Origin of the sequence: Polaribacter sp. (genome assembly GCF_051251875.1) — a bacterium.
Lineage (GTDB): Bacteria > Bacteroidota > Bacteroidia > Flavobacteriales > Flavobacteriaceae > Polaribacter.
On the sequence record NZ_JBPOGL010000001.1, the window covers coordinates 265,067 to 284,313 of the forward strand.

Sequence of the window (19,247 nt, forward strand, 5' to 3'; positions counted from 1 at the left end):
TTATCTATATTTGTTATATAATTGTAGTGTTTGTTATGTAGGGGTATATAACACTATAATAAGTCTCGAATTAATTTTCGAGGCTTTTTTTTTCCACTTTATTTTCAGTAAGTTTGCATAGAGAGCTTAACTCTCTAATGTATGCAAACTTTAACCTATGAAGCTTTAAAAATTAACAGTAAAAAACCAACAGCTTTAAAAGATATTTTAGTTGTAGAAGCGCCACTTCAAATAAACATTAACCATGAGGCCTATACTGTAGTAATGAGAACTCCTGATGATGATACAGAACTTATTAGAGGCTTACTTTTTGCTGAAGACATATACAAAGAAAACACGCCGTTCGCTATTAAAATTACCCAACTAAAAGACGGAATTCCAACAATAATTAACTGCACAATTGCTACACAATTTTTAGGGAAAGGCTATCTAAATAAAAGAACCTTATTATCTGTTTCTTCTTGTGGTATTTGTGGCAAAAAAGAGTTAAAGGACATAGAAATTTATGGTGATAAACTAGCAAAAACCACCTCTTTTTCTAGCGATATTTTGCATGAAATGCTTTTAAAAATGAGTAGTTTTCAAAATACTTTTAAAAACTCGGGAGGAAGTCATGCTGCCGCAATATTTAATACAAAACATGAATTTTTAACAATTAAAGAAGATATTGGAAGGCACAATGCTGTTGATAAAGTTATTGGAGATTTGTTACTAAAGAACAAGCTAAAAAATGCAAATTATTTATTGGTAAGTGGCCGTGTTTCCTATGAAGTTGTAACAAAAGCATTCATTGCAAAAATACCTATTATTGTTGCCGTTTCTGCCTGCTCTTCTTTGGCTGTAGATTTCGCAAAAGAATTTGGTATTTGCTTAATAGGTTTTACAAGAGACAAAAAAATGACTATTTATTCAAATCCTAACTACTTATTAAATTTAGAAAATGTCTAAGAAAGCAATTGCACAACCGCCAGAAAAATTAACAGGAATTCAACTCATAGACATTCCTAAATCTTCTGTTGGTGCAAAAGCAATTGTAACTGCATTAACTCATATAAAAAATGAAGTTGGCGTTGTAAAAGGAATTAGTTTATTATCAAAACTAAATCAGAAAAACGGTTTTGATTGTCCTGGTTGTGCATGGCCAGATCCTGACGAAAAACGAGCTTTTTTAGCAGAATATTGCGAAAATGGCGCAAAAGCAGTGGCGGAAGAAGCCACTAAAAATAAAGTTTCTCCATTATTTTTTACAACACATACTGTAGATGAACTGTCTAAATTATCTGATTACGAAATTGGTAAAAGTGGTAGAATTACACACCCAATGTATTTAGCAGAAGAAAAAGATACCTATGAAGAAATTTCTTGGCAAGATGCTTTTACTATTATTAGCGATGAATTAAATTCTTTAAATTCTCCTGATGAAGCTATCTTTTATACTTCTGGAAGAACAAGCAATGAAGCTGCATTTTTATATCAATTATTTGTACGTCAATTTGGCACAAACAACTTACCAGATTGCTCTAATATGTGTCATGAATCTAGCGGAGTAGCACTTTCTGAAACTTTAGGAATTGGTAAAGGCTCTGTTACTTTAGATGATTTTAATCATGCAGATTTAGTAATTGTAATTGGTCAAAACCCAGGAACCAATCATCCAAGAATGTTAACCTCTTTAAACGAAACTAAAAATAACGGAGGTAAAATAATTACCATAAATCCGTTACCCGAAGTTGGTTTAATGAATTATAAAGACCCACAAAATCCATTAAAATGGATTGGTTCTGGCAAAGATTTAACAGATCTTTTCCTTCAAGTAAAAATAAATGGTGATGTTGCTTTGTTAAAAATCATTTTAAAGTTGATGAAAGAACAAGAAGATGAAAAACCAAACACTGTTTTTGATCATCAATTTATAAAAGAAAAAACATCAGGAATTGAAGATTTACTTACAGATTTAGATTCGTATTCTATTGAGGAATTAGTACCACAAACAGGGTTAACATTCGCTGAAATTAAAAAAGCATCAGAGCTCATCATCAATAATAAAAAAATTATTATTTGTTGGGCAATGGGTTTAACGCAACATAAAAATGCCGTAGACAATATTAGAGAAGTTGTAAATATATTACTATTAAAAGGAAGCATTGGTAAAAAAGGAGCAGGCACTTGCCCTGTTCGTGGACATTCTAATGTACAAGGAGATAGAACTATGGGGATTTGGGAAAAAGCACCAGATTCTTTTTTAGACAATTTAGAAAAAGAATTTAACTTTAAAGCACCAAGAAAACATGGTTTTAATGTTGTTGAAGCTATTGAAGCCATGCATAAAAAAAAGGCCAAAGTTTTTTTTGGAATGGGTGGTAATTTTATTTCCGCAACACCAGATACAGAACTTACCGCAACTGCATTGCGCAATTGTAATTTAACGGTTCAAGTATCTACAAAACTGAATAGAAGTCATTTAATTACTGGAAAAAAAGCATTAATTTTACCATGCTTAGGACGTTCTGAAAAAGACATACAAGCTACCGGAGAACAATTTGTTTCTGTAGAAAACTCTATGGGAGTTGTACATCAATCTCATGGTCATTTAACTCCTTGTTCAGAAAAGTTGTTAAGCGAAACAGCCATTGTTGCTAATTTAGCCAATATTGCTTTAAAAAAATCAACAACAAATTGGCTAGAATTGGCCGAAAATTATGATTTAATTAGAGAAAAAATTGAAGCTACAATTCCTGGTTTTGAAAATTTTAACAAACGAATTCTTAGAAAAGGAGGTTTTTATTTACCTAATAATGCAAGAGATAATAATTTTGAACCTACCTTAACCGGTAAAGCTAATTTTAGCATTAATAAACCTTCAGAAATTGAACTAGAAAAAAATCAATTTTTAATGATGACTATTAGAACTCATGACCAATATAACACCACTATTTATGGTTTAAATGATAGGTATAGAGGCGTTTTAAATGAACGAAGAGTTATTTTTATGAATCCAGATGATATGAAAACATTGGGAATTCAAAAATTAGATGTTGTAGATTTAACCAGTCATTATAAAACGGAAACAAGAGTAGCAAAAGGTTTTTTAGCCATACCGTATTCTATACCCAAACAATGTACAGCCACTTATTTTCCTGAAACGAATGTATTAGTGCCTTTAAAAAGTACTGCAGATTTAAGCAATACCCCTGCATCAAAGACAGTAATAATTACTATTGAAAAAAGATAACCAACAAAAAATTTTAACTATAAATTAAACCTAATTTTATTTCTGTGAAAAAATTTATTTTAGTACTCGTAATACTTGTTTCTAATCAGTTTGTAACGGCTCAAAATGAAGCTTATATTCCCGAAAAAAAGACTCAAAAAGCATTTGGAGAAATAGATTTTATGTCTATTAATTTACCAAAATTAGATCCTAATATGGGATTTACAGGAATCCATTATAATTTATTTTTAAATGATTGGTCTTATGCCGGAGTTGGAATTTACGGAGCGGTTTCCGGAAATAAAGGTGGTTTTTTTACGCTTGGCGTAAACGCCGGAATAAAAAAATATCTTTCAGATAAAATCTTTGTAGATGCAGGGATTCATTTTGGAGGCGGAGGTGGTGCTGCAGCGCCAGATGGTGGTGGCGCATTTATTTTACCACATGTAAACCTCGGTTACAATTTTGAAAACTTTTCTGTAACTTCTGGTTGGAGTTATGTAAACTTTTTTGATGGTGGTGAAATTAAAAGCCATCAATTAAATTTTGGATTAGAATTTCCTTTAGATTTTGAATATACAGATTATGAATCTTTAGAAAGAGAACTAAACATATACGATTTAAAAGAATCTGATTGGAACACAGAAGCCAGTAAACTATCTGTAATGCTTCATGTAAATACTTTAAAAATTAAAGGAGACACTAAAGATACAAATGGCAATAAATACAACGGAGAAACTATTGGTTTAGCAGGTTTTGAAGTGGCTTCTTATTTAGATAAAAATTGGTTTGGTTTTGTAAAAGTTGATGGGGCTTTCAAAGGAATTAAATCTGGATATATGGATGTTTTTTTAGGAGCTGGTTACCAACTAAGTTTTAATAAAAATCGAACTAATATTTTAGCCAAATTTGGCGTTGGCGCTGGTGGCGGTGGCGGTGTAGATACAAAAGGAGGTTTTTTAATTTATCCTGATATTTCTATTGAACAAAAAATATTTGAAGACCTGTACTTATCGGTCAACAAAGGTTTTGTAATGTCTCCTGATTCTCACTTCTTAACCTCTTCTTTTGGTGTTGGTATAAAGTACTATACACACAAAAATGGTATTATTTCTGATGACATAATTTTTAGTGAAGGAAAATTAAAAGGATTAGAATTTATTATAAAACAAGACATGTACTTTAATGCTAAAAGAGATACGAATCCTACAGAAAATTTGCATCAGATTTCTTTGCAAATTAATTTAGATATTGCTAAAAACTTCTATTTAGCTGGGCAAACTTCTTTTGCTAATTTTGGAAACGCAGGTGCTTATGCAGAAGGAATTGTAGGTTTAGGTGTAAAAACCAATCCTATATTTAATCAAACCACCACATTCTTTACTCAGGTTTTAGGTGGAGCCGCTGGAGGCGGAAATATTAGCACTGGTGAAGGTTTAATAATTAAACCAAGTTTAGGTGCAGAATACAAACTTATAAACGGATTAAGTTTACGAACTGCTCTTGGATATGTTAAAGCTGATGGCGGTGAGTTAAGTAGTCTTTTTGTAAACTTAGGAATCAAATACAATTTTTCATTTTTAAAAATGAACTAATTAAAGAGCTAAAAACGCTGTAAATACTCTTTAATAACAAAATAAATACATCTTCATTTAGCTTTTTAACAAAAACACTAAATGAAGATGTACAAAATATACAAAGCACTTTTAAAAGATAGCAGACCTTACGCCTATAATAGTTTCGGTATTTTAATGTTGATTTCTATTCTAAGTTTCTAAGAACAAGTTGTTCTACAATTTCAAAGCTTGCATTTTAACTTTAAACATTTTAGCGGCCGATGTATAACCACCTTCAGTACCATCTACAAAGTGCGCGTGTTTTGTTTTCCTATCTAACACGTAACAAGACATTACAGAAGCATGCGTAAGATGAATACCATAAATTATCTTTTTGTTTTTTTCCAATTCATTTAGATAGCTTATAAAAAGATCTATTTTAGATTGCTCTGCTGTAAAAATTGTATTCATCATCCCATCCAACATAAAAGTATGTGACAATTGACCTACTTGATTTAAATATTGTTTCCCATTTTCTGTCAGACTAAAATACCATTTTCCAAAAAGTGTTTCAAACCAATTTTTAAATAAGTATATGAAACTTTTTTCAGCAAGACTTATTTTCATTTCTTCCCAAACTTTATAAATGCTAAAGTTTAACTTTAGATTGGTTGTTTTTATAGGTTGTCTACTATTAAATGTACCAAAAATAGTATCCATTTTAATTAAAACATCTCTATAAACAGCTCTTTGATCGGTTTCTTTTATAGTATCTAACAGCAAACAAACAACTTTCTTTTTAGCCTGTATCGGATTAATTTCTTTCCACCTACATTCCATTCCTGTTAAATTTAAAAGTTCTTTTTTAAAGATAACGGTATCTATTTCTATAAAAGTACTTTTAACAATCTCTTCAGCTTTTTTTAAACCATTTCCCAATAAAATGGGAATTGCCAATTGGTCTGTAAGCTGATGTTTTACTATTTTTAAATTACATTTTTCATCTAATAATTTCTCAACAGAAATATGCCCTACTCTAAGTATTAAATTAACATTTCTTTTTATATGAAGACTATAATTTTCTAATACCAGCGTAATCTTCTTTAACAGTACACTAGGAATAATAAAAGTAGCTCCATCACCACCAAAAAAGTAAGGAATTTGAATATTCTTTTTTTCTTTCCTAATTGTATTTAAAACAGAGATTATTGCTCCTGTAGCGGTTAAATTTATCTGATGATGTTTTCCTTCATCAACAGCTTTTGTAGAGTTTTTAACATCTACTACCACCACATACCATGTATTGGGAATGCTAGAAAATAAAGATTCATCAGCCAATAAATCTACCAAAGATTTATTAGAGTTCTTTAATTCCGTATAATATTTTACATGCTCCATTAGTGCTATTACTGTTTGGCAATTTACATAAGTACTTTGCTAAGTTAGGTTTTTTTGTCTTAAAAGATTGGTTGAAGAATAAAAGTTAAAAAACGTAAACAGTTACAAAAAAATATCCCAAACTTTTACATTTGGGATTTTTTTTCACATTCCTGATTATACAGGAATTACTTTTTTAAAAAAAATATTAAGACTCTGTTTCTGTTCTAGTTTCAGAAGATTTCTCACCTTTTTTAATGATGATGGTAAGCTTATTTTCTGCTTCATCTAAATCCATAGAAATAGTATCACCTTCAGAAAGTTTAGAGTTTACAATCTCTTCTGCCAAGGCATCTTCAATATACTTTTGAATAGCTCTTTTTAGAGGTCTTGCTCCGTATTTTTTATCAAAACCTTTGTCTGCAATATAATCTTTGGCCTTTTCACTTAATTCTAGTGTGTATCCTAAATCAGAAATTCTGTTTAATAATTTATCCAATTCAATATCTATTATTGAATGAATATCTTCTCTTTCTAGAGCATTAAACACAATAACATCATCTATTCTATTTAAAAATTCTGGAGCAAAAGATTTCTTTAATGCACCTTCAATTACAGATTTTGCATGATCATCTGCTTGAGCCGTTTTTGAAGAAGTACCAAAACCTACACCACCGCCAAAATCTTTTAATTGACGAGAACCAATATTAGAAGTCATAATAATAATGGTATTTCTAAAATCTATTTTACGTCCAAGACTATCTGTTATATGTCCATCATCTAAAATTTGCAGCAACATATTAAACACATCCGGATGCGCTTTTTCAATTTCATCTAACAACACTACAGAATACGGTTTTCTTCTAACTTTTTCAGTTAATTGTCCGCCTTCTTCATAACCTACATAACCTGGAGGCGCACCAATTAAGCGAGAAATAGCAAATTTCTCCATGTATTCACTCATATCAATTCTAATCAAAGAATCATCAGAATCAAACAACTCACGTGCTAAAACCTTTGCTAACTGCGTTTTTCCTACACCTGTTTGTCCTAAGAAAATAAAAGAACCAATTGGCTTGTTTGGGTCTTTTAACCCAACTCTATTACGTTGTATTGCTTTCACCACTTTGGTAACCGCATCATTCTGCCCAATAACTTTGCCTTTAATTAAATCTGGCAATTCGTGTAATTTATGGCTTTCTGCTTCCGCAACTCTATTTACAGGAATTCCTGTCATCATAGAAACTACTTCGGCAACATTATCTTCAGTTACAATTTCTCTGTTTAATTTAGAATCATCTTCCCATTGTTTTTGGGCAGAATCTAATGCCAGTTCCATGTTTTTTTCATCGTCACGCAACTTAGCCGCTTCCTCATATTTTTGTCCGTTAACGGCTTTGGTTTTCCGTTCTCTAATAATCTCTAATTGCTTTTCTAAATCTAAAACTTGTTTAGGAACCACAATATTAGTGATATGGATTCTAGAACCTGCTTCATCTAAAGCATCAATAGCTTTGTCTGGCAAATACCTGTCTGTCATATACCTATTTGTTAATTTCACACAAGCTTCTAATGCTTCATCTGTATAATTTACATGATGATGTTCTTCATATTTACCTTTAATATTCTGTAAAATTTGTATGGTTTCTTCAACTGTTGTTGGGTCTACAATTACCTTTTGAAAACGACGTTCTAACGCGCCATCTTTTTCTATATTGGTTCTAAATTCATCCAACGTAGTTGCGCCAATACATTGTATATCTCCTCTTGCCAAGGCAGGTTTTAACATATTAGAAGCATCTAAAGAACCCGTTGCGCCACCAGCGCCAACAATGGTATGTATTTCATCGATAAATAAAATAATATCATCATTTTTTTCTAGTTCATTCATCAAGGCTTTCATGCGTTCTTCAAACTGACCACGGTATTTTGTACCAGCAACCAAACTTGCTAAATCTAGAGAAACCAAACGTTTGTCAAATAAAATTCTAGAAACCTTACGTTCTACAATTCTTAATGCCAAGCCTTCTGCAATGGCAGATTTACCAACTCCAGGCTCTCCTATTAACATAGGATTATTTTTCTTTCTTCTACTTAAAATTTGAGAAACACGCTCAATTTCTTTCTGTCTACCAACAACAGGGTCTAACTTTCCTTGTTCTGCTAACAAGGTTAAATCTCTACCAAAATTATCTAATACAGGAGTTTTTGATTTTTTTACAGTTTTTCCTTTTTGAGATTGCTCAAACGGATTCTGTTTTTCTGACGCAAACTCATCATCAGATGGCGTTTCTGCAATCGGATTTATAGGTAAATCTATAGCGTCATCTACATGCAATTGCTTATAAAGCGCTTTTGCTTCATCATAATTTACATGATATTTTTGTATTAATTTGGTTGTTGGATCATTCTCGTTTCTAAGAATACACAGCAACAAATGTGCGGTATCTATAGCTTCACTTTGATATAATTTAGCTTCTAAAAAAGTTGTTTTTAACGCTTTTTCTGCTTGCCTTGTTAAATGCAAGCTCTTCTTTTCTGAAGACTCTATAAAAGTGGGATTTGCCGGGTTTAATTGTTCTAGTTTTCTGCGTAATAAAATTAAATCTACATCAAATGCAGTTAAAATTTCTATTGCCTTACCCTCTCCTTTTCTAATTAAACCTAATAACAGATGCTCTGTTCCAATAAACTCATGCCCTAAACGTAGTGCTTCTTCTTTACTGAAAGTGATGACATCTCTTACTTTTGGTGAAAAATTATCGTCCATATTTTTTTCTGTCTATAATTGATGTGATGTAAATTTAGTCCTTTTTTTTTATAGATAATTACAAAAAAGATGCCAATGGTAAAAAACTGACAGTTTGACTAAGATACTAAGGTAGAAAACTCTTGTAAATCAAGCAAATAAAAAAGTGTTAAAAATTATAAATAAATGTTGATAACTCTACTTAATTCTGAACCTTAAAACCTTTGTAAATACTGTGAGAAATAGTATCTTGCCTTGTTTTAAAAAAATGAATAAAAACTAATAAATAATATATGGCAGACGGAGAAAAGGTAATTCCGATTAACATTGAAGAGCAGATGAAAGCTGCATACATCGATTACTCGATGTCAGTAATTGTTTCAAGAGCATTACCAGATGTAAGAGATGGTTTAAAACCCGTTCATAGAAGAGTTTTATTTGGAATGCACGAATTAGGGATTAAAGCAACTGGTTCTTATAAAAAATCAGCAAGAATTGTTGGGGAAGTCTTAGGAAAGTATCACCCACACGGAGATACTTCTGTATACGATTCTATGGTACGTATGGCACAAAGCTGGAGTGTACGTTACATGATGGTAGACGGGCAAGGTAACTTTGGTTCTGTAGATGGAGATAGCCCAGCAGCAATGCGTTATACTGAGGTTAGATTTCAAAAAATATCAGAAGACATGTTAGCTGATATTGATAAAGAAACCGTAGATCATCGTTTAAATTTTGATGACACCTTACAAGAACCTACAGTATTACCTACAAGAATTCCTAACCTTTTGGTTAACGGAGCTTCTGGTATTGCAGTAGGTATGGCAACAAATATGGCACCGCATAACTTAACAGAAGTTATTAATGGTACTGTTGCTTACATCCAAAATAATGATATTGAGATAGATGAATTAATGCAACACATTAAAGCACCAGATTTTCCTACAGGAGGAATTATTTATGGCTATGATGGTGTTAGAGAAGCTTTCCAAACAGGTCGTGGACGTATTGTAATGCGTGCTAAAGCCATTATTGAGGAAGTAAAAGGACGTGAGTGTATCATTGTTACAGAAATTCCTTACCAAGTAAATAAAGCAGAAATGATTAAAAAAACTGCTGATTTGGTAAATGAGAAAAAACTAGAAGGTATTACAAATATACGTGATGAATCTGATAGAAACGGAATGAGAATTGTTTACGTTTTAAAACGTGATGCAATACCAAATATTGTTTTAAATAAATTATTCAAATACACACAATTACAAACTTCTTTTAGTGTAAATAATATTGCGTTGGTTAACGGAAGACCAGAACAATTAAATTTAAAAGAGTTAATTCATTATTTTGTTGAACACAGACATGAAGTTATTGTTCGTAGAACAGAATACTTACTAAGAAAAGCAGAAGCCAGAGCACATATTTTAGAAGGTTTAATTATTGCTTCGGATAATATTGATGAAGTAATAAAAATTATTAGAGCTTCTTCTAATGCTGATGAAGCAAGAGAAAGTTTAATTGCGCGTTTTGAGTTAACTGAAATTCAGGCCAAAGCAATTGTAGAAATGCGATTGCGTCAATTAACAGGACTAGAACAAGATAAATTACGCGCAGAGTATGATGATATTATGCTCACAATTACAGACTTAAAAGATATTTTAGCAAACCAACCAAGACGTTACCAAATTATAACAGATGAGTTGTTGCAAATAAAAGATAAATATGGTGATGAACGTAGATCTGTAATAGAATACGCCGGTGGAGATATGCGTATTGAAGATATGATTCCTGACACAAAAGTGGTGGTAACCATCTCTAATGCCGGTTATTTAAAACGTACAAATCTTGATGAATATAAAGTTCAGAACAGAGGTGGTAGAGGACAAAAAGGAGCAACAACCAGAAATGAAGATTTCTTAGAGCATTTATTTGTAGGTACAAATCATCAATACATGATGTTCTTTACCCAAAAAGGAAAAGTATTTTGGATGCGTGTGTATGAAATTCCTGAAGGTGGTAAAAACACCAAAGGTAGAGCCATGCAAAATCTTATCAATATAGAACAAGATGATAGCGTAAAAGCATTTTTGGTAACTCAAGATTTAAAAGACGAAGAATACATTAATAGCCACTATGTTATTATGGCTACTAAAAAAGGTCAAGTTAAAAAGACTTCTTTAGAACAATATTCTCGTCCTAGAACAAACGGTATCAATGCAATTACCATTAAAGAAGGTGATGAGTTATTAGAAGCTAAATTAACAACAGGAGACAGTCAAGTAATGTTGGCGTTAGCATCGGGTAAATCTATTCGATTCGAAGAAGCTAAAACACGTCCGATGGGAAGAACAGCTTCTGGAGTTAGAGGAATTACCCTACAACATGATAATGATGAAGTTATAGGTATGGTTGCTGTAAACGATATGGAAAGCAACATCTTAGTAGTTTCTGAAAAAGGTTATGGAAAACGCTCTAAACTAGAAGATTACAGAGTAACCAATAGAGGAGGTAAAGGTGTAAAAACATTGAATATTTCAGAAAAAACCGGTAATTTAGTAGCCATTAAAAATGTAGATGATTCTAACGATTTAATGATTATTAATAAATCTGGTTTAACCATTAGAATGGCTGTTGAAGATTTAAGAGTTATGGGACGCGCAACGCAAGGAGTACGTTTAATTAACATTAAAGAAGATGATAGTATTGCCGCTGTAGCTAAAGTAGCAAGAGAAGAAGATGAAGAAGTAGTTTCTGAAGATGATATAGAAAATGGCACGAATATTGAAAATGATTTAAACGAAAATCAAGAATAACAATAAATTTAACCCAATTACAATGAAAAAACAAATATTAGCATTTGGATTAGCAGTATTTTCGCTAGCTAGTTTTGCACAAAAAAATGAATTAAAAGCTATTGAAAAAGCCATAAAAAATGGTGATTATAAATTAGCAAAAGAAACAGTAGCTACATTAGAAGCTACTGAAGATTCTATGGATCCTAAATACAAAGCAAAGTATTTATTTTTAAAAGGCTCTGCTTATGGAAAATCTAATGTAGCTAAAGCTGCAGATGCTTACAATGCACTTATAACATTTGAAAAAGAATCTGGAAAAGCCAAATACACAAAAGTAGCACAACCTAAGCTTAGTGAATTAATACAATTTGTTTCTGGTAAAGCAATAGAACAATACAATGCGAAAGATTATAAAAATGCAACTTCTAATTTTGCTTTAACTTACAAGTTAAGCCCTACTGATACTACTTTTTTATACAACGCTGCTATTAGTGCATCTTTAGATAATGATTATGACACTGCTTTAAAGCACTATTTAGATTTAAAGGAAATGGGCTATACAAGTATAAGTACAGCATATTATGCCGTAAATAAAGCAACCGGTGAAGAAGAAAATTTAGGTACTAAATCAAACAGAAATACCATGATTAAACTTGGCAAGTACAAAAGTCCTAGCCAAAAAACAACTGAATCTAAACAACCTGAGATTATTAGAAACATTGGTTTTATTTATGTAAACCAAGGAAAACCTGAATTAGCAATTGCTGCTTTGAAAGAAGCAAGAAAGGCAAATCCTAAAGATTTAAACCTTCTTTTAAATGAAGCTCAAATGTATATAAAACTAGAGCAAATGGATAAGTTTGGTGAATTAATGAATGAAGCTGTATTAATAGACCCAACAAACCCAACTTTATTTTTTAATTTAGGAGTTGTAAACGCTAATGAAAACAAAACTGAAGAAGCTATTGGTTATTACAAAAAAGCAATAGAATTGAAACCAGATTACTCAGATGCTTACATGAATTTAGCAGTTACAATTTTAAGCGGTGAAAAAGCAATTGTAGATGAAATGAATAAAAATTTATCTAATAATACAAAATATACCGAATTAGAAAACAAACAAAAAACATTGTACAAAAAAGCGTTACCATACCTAGTTAAAGCAGATAATTTAGGAAGAAATGAAGGAACGGTTAGAACTCTTTTAAATATTTATGACACTTTAGAAATGACATCTGAAGCAGATGCTTTAAGACCTATTTACAATGAAATGAGAGAAAAATAAAAACCTTTTAATCACATTATAAAAAATCCGAAACTGGACTATCAGTTTCGGATTTTTTTTGTTTATTTTTCTTTTGAATTCTAGTACTATACAAAACCATATTAATACGTTTTTTTTTGCTTTTTTATAATTGAAAAGACAAAAACATTAGAAGATACATGATAATGTAATACTAAACTAAGCCAAGGTTAAAGAATACTAATAACACAACACTTAAAGTCTTTCAGCAATTTCTTTTTAATACCAATTATAACACCTTTTTAATAATACGAAGTTTGTGTGTATGTTTTTGTAAATCTGCATTAAAAATACCACTATGATCTAAAGTGTCTATCCGTACTTTGCCATGTACATGAATAATACTGTAGTTGTCTAAAATAATGCCAACATGAATAATTTCTCCTTCTTCATCATCAAAAAAGGCCAAATCACCAGGCTCACTTTCTTCAATAAAACTTAAGACCTTACCTTGTGTTGCTTGTTGCTTTGCATCTCTTAACAAACTATAACCACATAATTTGTACACCATTTGCGTAAAACCAGAACAATCTATACCAAAAGAAGTTTTTCCTCCCCATAAAAAAGGTGCATTCAAAAACATAAAAGCGGTTTGCAAAATGCTGGTTTTTGATTTTTTCCCTGACACAACAGCACCTTCATATAAATACGTTGTATCATTTAACTTTAAGTATCCATCGGAATAAAAAGGCAAAGTAACTCCAATAGTAATGGTGGTTAACTCATTTTTATCATCAGTAATACAATCTACAATTTCTCCTGAATAAATAGCATTAGAATTACAAAGATTGATGTAATTTTCTTCTGAAGTTTCTACAAATTGATTATTATCGATAAAACCTTCATAATTGTCAAAATGTAATCGAATTTTACTCCATTTTTTTTGTTTGTCTAACACTTCAAAATGCTCACCAAACAACACCTGACTAATCATTTCTGATGAGTCTGAAGCAGATAAACGAAGAGGAACAATACTTAAATTACAAATTCCGAATGACAAAATTATTAGTTTGAAGTTAGTGGATTGGTTTTATTTTTAATCTCTTTCAATAATTAGAGCACTTGCGCCACCACCACCGTTGCATATAGAAGCAACACCAATTTTTGCGTTATTTTGTCTTAATATTGAGGTTAATGCAATAACAATTCTTGCACCAGAAACCCCCAAAGGATGTCCTAATGAAACTGCGCCACCATGAATATTTACTTTTTCATCTGTAATTCCTAAAATTTGCATATTTACCAAACCTACAATAGAAAACGCCTCATTTAATTCAAAATAATCTACATCATCAATACTTATATTGGCTTTTGCCAACGCTTTTGGAATTGCTTTTGCAGGTGCCGTTGTAAACCATTTTGGTTCGTGGGCAGCATCAGCATAACTTTTTATTTTTGCAAGAGGCTGTAAATTTAATTCTTTCGCTTTATCCGCAGACATTAAAACCAACGCCGCACCACCATCATTAATAGTAGAAGCATTGGCAGCAGTAACGGTACCGTCTTTTGTAAAAGCTGCTCTTAAACCAGGAATTCTTTCCATTTTTACATTTCTAAATTCTTCATCTTCAGAGAAAATAATCGGTTCTCCGCGTCTTTGTGGAATTTCTACAGGTACAATTTCATCTTCATATTTTCCATTACGCCACGCTTTTTCAGATCGTTTATAAGATTGAATAGCAAAAGCATCTTGATCTTCTCTAGAAAAATTATATTTAGCAGCACATTCATCTGCACAAACGCCCATGGCAACGTTGTCATAAGCATCTACTAAACCATCTTTTTGCATGCCATCTTCCATGGTAATTGCTCCAAATTTAGAACCTGTTCTTGCCTGTTGATAATGCGGAATTAAACTCATATTCTCCATACCACCTGCAATTACAATAGCTGCATCTCCCAAAGCAATTGTTTGAGCTGCCAACATAATAGATTTCATGCCAGATGCACAAACTTTATTTACGGTTGTACAAGGAACACTATCAGGAATTCCTGCATAAATTGCAGCTTGCCTTGCAGGCGCTTGTCCTAACCCAGCGGAAACTACATTTCCCATAAAAACTTCTTCTACCAATTTAGGATCTAAATTAATTTTTTCTAAAGCTCCTTTAATGGCAATTGCACCTAATTTTGTAGCCGGAATTGTAGATAAACTCCCCATAAAACTACCTATTGGTGTTCTTGCAACTGATACAATTACAACGTCTTTCATACAGATATCTAATTTAGGTTTTAATAAGATTTATGTTGCTAAATTAACTAATTTTAATCAATTTATATTTTATTAATCTACTTGAATTTTTGAGCGTGATTTTTTTACTGTAAGTTTGTATTTAGAAGACAAAGTATATGAGCACATTAGTAAACAAATTATACCAAAATAACACCATAATTTATAAGGTAATTTTATTTTTAGTAACCTCTGTTGCTATTGTGTATTTATTTCCTAAAGGAACTCATTTTAAATATGATTTTAACAATGGTCAATTATGGAAATACGAGAATTTATACGCTCCTTTTGATTTTGCTATTCAGAAAACCAAGGAAGAAATTGCTACTCAGAAAAATAAAATTGAAGCCAATGCAAAACTTTATTTCTTTTATGATTCTGGAATTGTTTCTAATGTAAAAACCACATTTAAAAACAGGTTAAATCTTATAAAACCATCAGATTCTTTAAGCTTTGGTCAAATTGAAGAATTAAGAACTATTGGAAACAACATTTTAGACAAAGTTTATAAAACAGGCTTTTTAGAGGTTATAAATCAAAATAAAATAACCAACAAAAATGAAGTAATTGTTTTAAGGCGAGGCAATGAGGTTGAAGATCTACTTTTTAAATATCTTTTAAATTCTAAAGAAGTTTTATCAACAATTAAAAATAATTTAGGACCAACCCCCTATTCTTACGGACAATTATTATTGCTAGATTGGCTTTCTGAAATTATACAACCCAATGTTACTTTTGATACTGATTTTACTCAAAAAATAATAGACACAGAACTTAAAAACATTAGTTATACCAAAGGAAAAATTTCTACAGGCAAGCTTATCATCTTTAAAGGAGATATTGTTGAAGGTGAAAAATTGGCCATTTTAAACTCTCTTAAAAGCGAATCTGAGTCTAAAGTTTGGACAGACTCTAATTACAACTGGATTGTTTTTGGATATGCAATTTTAGTCTCTTTAGCCATGTTAATGTTATTTTTATTTCTAAAGAAATATAGAGTAGAAATTTATAATAATAACAACAAAGTTACTTTTATATTTTTTAATGTTTTATCCATGATTTTTATTCAAACCTTGGTTATAAAATATAATGCTGATTATTTATATGTGGTTCCTTTAAGTATTTTACCTATTATTTTAAAAGCCTTTTTTGATGCTCGATTAGGCTTGTTTACTCATGTTTTAACCGTTTTATTGTTGGGGTATATTGTACCCAACAGTTTCGAGTTTATTTACTTGCATATTATTGCCGGAATTGTCACCATTCTTACGGTTTCTGAATTATCTAAAAGAGCCAATTTATTTATCTCTGTAGCACAAATTACTCTTATTTATATGCTAACTTATTTTGCTTTTTCTATTATTAGAGAAGGCAACGCGTCTCAAATAAATTGGAATTATTTTATGCTATTTGCTGCCAACGGATTGCTATCGTTTTTATCGATTATATTAATTTATATTTACGAAAAAGTTTTTGGTTTAGTATCTGATGTAACGCTTTTAGAACTCTCTAACACAAACACCAAACTATTAAGAGAATTAAATGAAAAAGCTCCGGGTACTTTTCAACACTCTATGCAAGTTGCCAATTTAGCAGAAGCTGCCGCTAATGAAATTGGCGCAAATTCTATGTTGGTAAGAACTGGTGCGCTGTACCATGATATTGGTAAAATGTTAAACCCTATGTATTTTACTGAAAATCAATCTACAGGTGTAAACCCTCATAACGATTTATCGCCCAGAGATAGTTCAAAAATAATTACAGATCATGTAATTAAAGGGATAGAATTGGCTAAGAAATATAAATTACCAGATAGAATTATAGATTTTATTAGAACCCATCATGGAACAAGTGTAACCTACTACTTTTACATGAAAGAAAAGGAAATAAATCCTGAAACTAAAGTTGATATTAAGAAATTTCAATACAAAGGTCCTATTCCCTTCTCTAAAGAAACAGCTATTTTAATGATGTGTGATTCTGCGGAAGCGGCCTCTAAAAGTTTAAAAATACCCACTGCACAAACAATAGATAGTTTGGTGAATAAAATTATTGACAAGCAAATGTCAGACAATCAGTTCTTAAACTCTAATATAACTTTTAGAGAAATTGAACTTATTAAAAAAGTAATCAAGAAAAAATTAATGAACATTTATCACCTTAGAGTTGAATATCCAGAATAATTATTTTTTTATAAAAAAAACTCAAAAACATCTTGCTAAATTGTAAATGTAGTATTACATTTGCACTCGCAATTTTAAACAATTGCAATAAGTTCTTAAAAAGGAGAGGTGCCAGAGTGGTAATGGAGCAGATTGCTAATCTGTCGACGGGTGACTGTCGCCAGGGTTCGAGTCCCTGTCTCTCCGCAAATTTTTAATTTTTAAAGGTTAAAAAATCTATGATTTTGTAAACCTTAAATAGCTCGGGGTGTAGCGTAGCCCGGTCATCGCGCCTCGTTTGGGACGAGGAGGTCGCAGGTTCGAATCCTGCCACCCCGACACAGTTGGTTGTAACAACTTAAAAATTACGGGCTCTTAGCTCAGCTGGATAGAGCACCTCCCTTCTAAGGAGGCGGTCGCAGGTTCGAATCCTGCAGGGCTCACTTAAACTCTTGTTAACCTTTTGGTTTTCAAGAGTTTTTTGTTTTAAAGGGGGCGAAACATAACTTATGTATAAGTACTGATGGTATGGCTTCAGAAATGCGTGTAGGAAGTGTAAGTGAATTGTCAATAAAAGTAGAAGATTTATTTAATAGTTATGATGACAAAAGCATTTAAAACAGATGGAATCTTTAACTCAATACAGCTTTACTGAAAGCCAATTTGCACAATTAGTAGGAAGGGCAAGACTATACAATCATCTTCCTAAAAATGAGAAGTTACAGATGCCACAATTTCTTTTAAATGACTGGCAAGTTTCTACTATTGCAAAAGATTATTACCAAGATGAAAGGTTTTGTAAAAATGATGAAGGAACTATTACCAAGGTCGTATCTGTTGTGAATTGATTTCAAATTGTATTTTTACGTGAGCAATCACAAGCTATAGTTGCTACATAATCTGTATTTCTGTGTTGTGAATTGATTTCAAATTGTATTTTTACGTGAGCAATCACAAGCAAAATCACTTTCTATGTCATGTTTGTTGTGTTGTGAATTGATTTCAAATTGTATTTTTACGTGAGCAATCACAAGCAACAATGTGTTTATTTGTAGAAATGTCTTGTTGTGAATTGATTTCAAATTGTATTTTTACGTGAGCAATCACAAGTTGATGTGGCCATATATTCTAACTTGGCCAGTTGTGAATTGATTTCAAATTGTATTTTTACGTGAGCAATCACAAGAGAACCAACAGGAGACTTATTGAACGCCTAGTTGTGAATTGATTTCAAATTGTATTTTTACGTGAGCAATCACAAGTATATCAACTAGAACGGTTGAAACTCATTTGTTGTGAATTGATTTCAAATTGTATTTTTACGTGAGCAATCACAAGGAAAACAATAGTGATAACAAAGCCGTTAGTGTTGTGAATTGATTTCAAATTGTATTTTTACGTGAGCAATCACAAGTTTACAAATCTAACGGTACTACTATATCCAGTTGTGAATTGATTTCAAATTGTATTTTTACGTGAGCAATCACAAGCATTCAGGACTATATTAAAAGTAAAGAGCAGTTGTGAATTGATTTCAAATTGTATTTTTACGTGAGCAATCACAAGCATGGAACCAAAATCTTTAAATGGATATATGTTGTGAATTGATTTCAAATTGTATTTTTACGTGAGCAATCACAAGTTTTACAAATAGCTGCTATTATAGTTTTATGTTGTGAATTGATTTCAAATTGTATTTTTACGTGAGCAATCACAAGAACACGCTTTTATATATTTTACATTTGCTGGTTGTGAATTGATTTCAAATTGTATTTTTACGTGAGCAATCACTAGTTTAGCCCCTTAATAGTTCGGAGTGATATTTTAAATTTCAAAACTAATATATTTGAGATATGAAATACAAGAA

The 19,247-nt window shown here is 31.4% G+C and carries 10 protein-coding genes, 3 tRNA genes, 1 pseudogene and 1 CRISPR repeat array; of the genes and pseudogenes, 10 read left to right on the plus strand and 4 right to left on the minus strand.

Annotated features, from left to right (window positions below; all coding sequences use genetic code 11):
• Positions 1-141 precede the first annotated feature (141 nt).
• From fdhD to ACSHW5_RS01150, 3 genes are read left to right on the plus strand one after another with little or no spacing between them, the layout of a single operon-like run.
• Entirely contained in the window at positions 142-948 is an 807-nt protein-coding gene (gene fdhD, locus ACSHW5_RS01140) for a formate dehydrogenase accessory sulfurtransferase FdhD (RefSeq protein WP_435674263.1), read from the plus strand.
• Positions 941-3,232 carry an FdhF/YdeP family oxidoreductase gene (locus ACSHW5_RS01145; protein ID WP_435674264.1) on the plus strand — a complete coding sequence of 764 codons (2,292 nt, stop codon included), beginning with the start codon at positions 941-943 and terminating at the stop codon, positions 3,230-3,232. Before fdhD ends, ACSHW5_RS01145 begins: the two co-directional genes overlap by 8 nt.
• Before the next feature lie 44 nt (positions 3,233-3,276).
• Positions 3,277-4,806 (plus strand): hypothetical protein, encoded by a 1,530-nt coding sequence (locus tag ACSHW5_RS01150; protein WP_435674265.1) that lies wholly within the window; start codon positions 3,277-3,279, stop codon positions 4,804-4,806.
• A 195-nt stretch (positions 4,807-5,001) separates the two neighbouring features.
• Here the strand turns inward: ACSHW5_RS01150 and ACSHW5_RS01155 are convergent, their stop codons facing one another.
• Positions 5,002-6,165, minus strand: coding sequence for a DUF3095 family protein (locus ACSHW5_RS01155; protein ID WP_435674266.1), 1,164 nt, complete (start codon positions 6,163-6,165; stop codon positions 5,002-5,004).
• A gap of 187 nt (positions 6,166-6,352) precedes the next feature.
• A complete protein-coding gene (locus ACSHW5_RS01160) occupies positions 6,353-8,914 on the minus strand; it encodes an ATP-dependent Clp protease ATP-binding subunit (protein WP_435674267.1) in 2,562 nt (853 codons plus the stop codon).
• A 272-nt stretch (positions 8,915-9,186) separates the two neighbouring features.
• Between ACSHW5_RS01160 and gyrA the strand changes: the two genes are divergently transcribed.
• On the plus strand, positions 9,187-11,703 hold the full coding sequence (gyrA, locus tag ACSHW5_RS01165; protein WP_435674268.1) for a DNA gyrase subunit A: 2,517 nt from the start codon (positions 9,187-9,189) through the stop codon (positions 11,701-11,703).
• 22 nt (positions 11,704-11,725) lie between these two features.
• Positions 11,726-12,970 carry a tetratricopeptide repeat protein gene (locus ACSHW5_RS01170; protein ID WP_435674269.1) on the plus strand — a complete coding sequence of 415 codons (1,245 nt, stop codon included), beginning with the start codon at positions 11,726-11,728 and terminating at the stop codon, positions 12,968-12,970.
• Between the two features lie 247 nt (positions 12,971-13,217).
• On the opposite strand, the gene ACSHW5_RS01175 is transcribed toward ACSHW5_RS01170, so the two are convergent.
• Both ACSHW5_RS01175 and ACSHW5_RS01180 read right to left on the minus strand, forming a co-directional pair.
• Complete coding sequence (locus ACSHW5_RS01175; protein ID WP_435674270.1) at positions 13,218-13,988, minus strand: NlpC/P60 family protein; 771 nt, start codon at positions 13,986-13,988, stop codon at positions 13,218-13,220.
• Between the two features lie 36 nt (positions 13,989-14,024).
• Entirely contained in the window at positions 14,025-15,200 is a 1,176-nt protein-coding gene (locus tag ACSHW5_RS01180) for an acetyl-CoA C-acyltransferase (RefSeq protein ID WP_435674271.1), read from the minus strand.
• A gap of 137 nt (positions 15,201-15,337) precedes the next feature.
• Between ACSHW5_RS01180 and ACSHW5_RS01185 the strand changes: the two genes are divergently transcribed.
• From ACSHW5_RS01185 to ACSHW5_RS01205, 5 genes and pseudogenes are all read left to right on the plus strand, one after another.
• Positions 15,338-17,401: an HD family phosphohydrolase gene (locus tag ACSHW5_RS01185; protein WP_435674272.1), complete on the plus strand. Its 2,064-nt coding sequence runs from the start codon at positions 15,338-15,340 to the stop codon at positions 17,399-17,401.
• A gap of 102 nt (positions 17,402-17,503) precedes the next feature.
• A tRNA-Ser gene (locus ACSHW5_RS01190) sits at positions 17,504-17,587 on the plus strand.
• Between the two features lie 57 nt (positions 17,588-17,644).
• Positions 17,645-17,719, plus strand: a tRNA-Pro gene (locus ACSHW5_RS01195).
• Between the two features lie 30 nt (positions 17,720-17,749).
• Positions 17,750-17,823: transfer RNA gene (locus ACSHW5_RS01200), tRNA-Arg, on the plus strand.
• A gap of 180 nt (positions 17,824-18,003) precedes the next feature.
• Positions 18,004-18,141 (plus strand): annotated as a pseudogene (locus tag ACSHW5_RS01205) (DUF3871 family protein); the annotation flags it as partial.
• A gap of 75 nt (positions 18,142-18,216) precedes the next feature.
• Positions 18,217-19,174: direct repeats of the CRISPR family, unit length 46 nt; unit sequence GTTGTGAATTGATTTCAAATTGTATTTTTACGTGAGCAATCACAAG.
• The last annotated feature ends 73 nt before the right edge of the window (positions 19,175-19,247 follow it).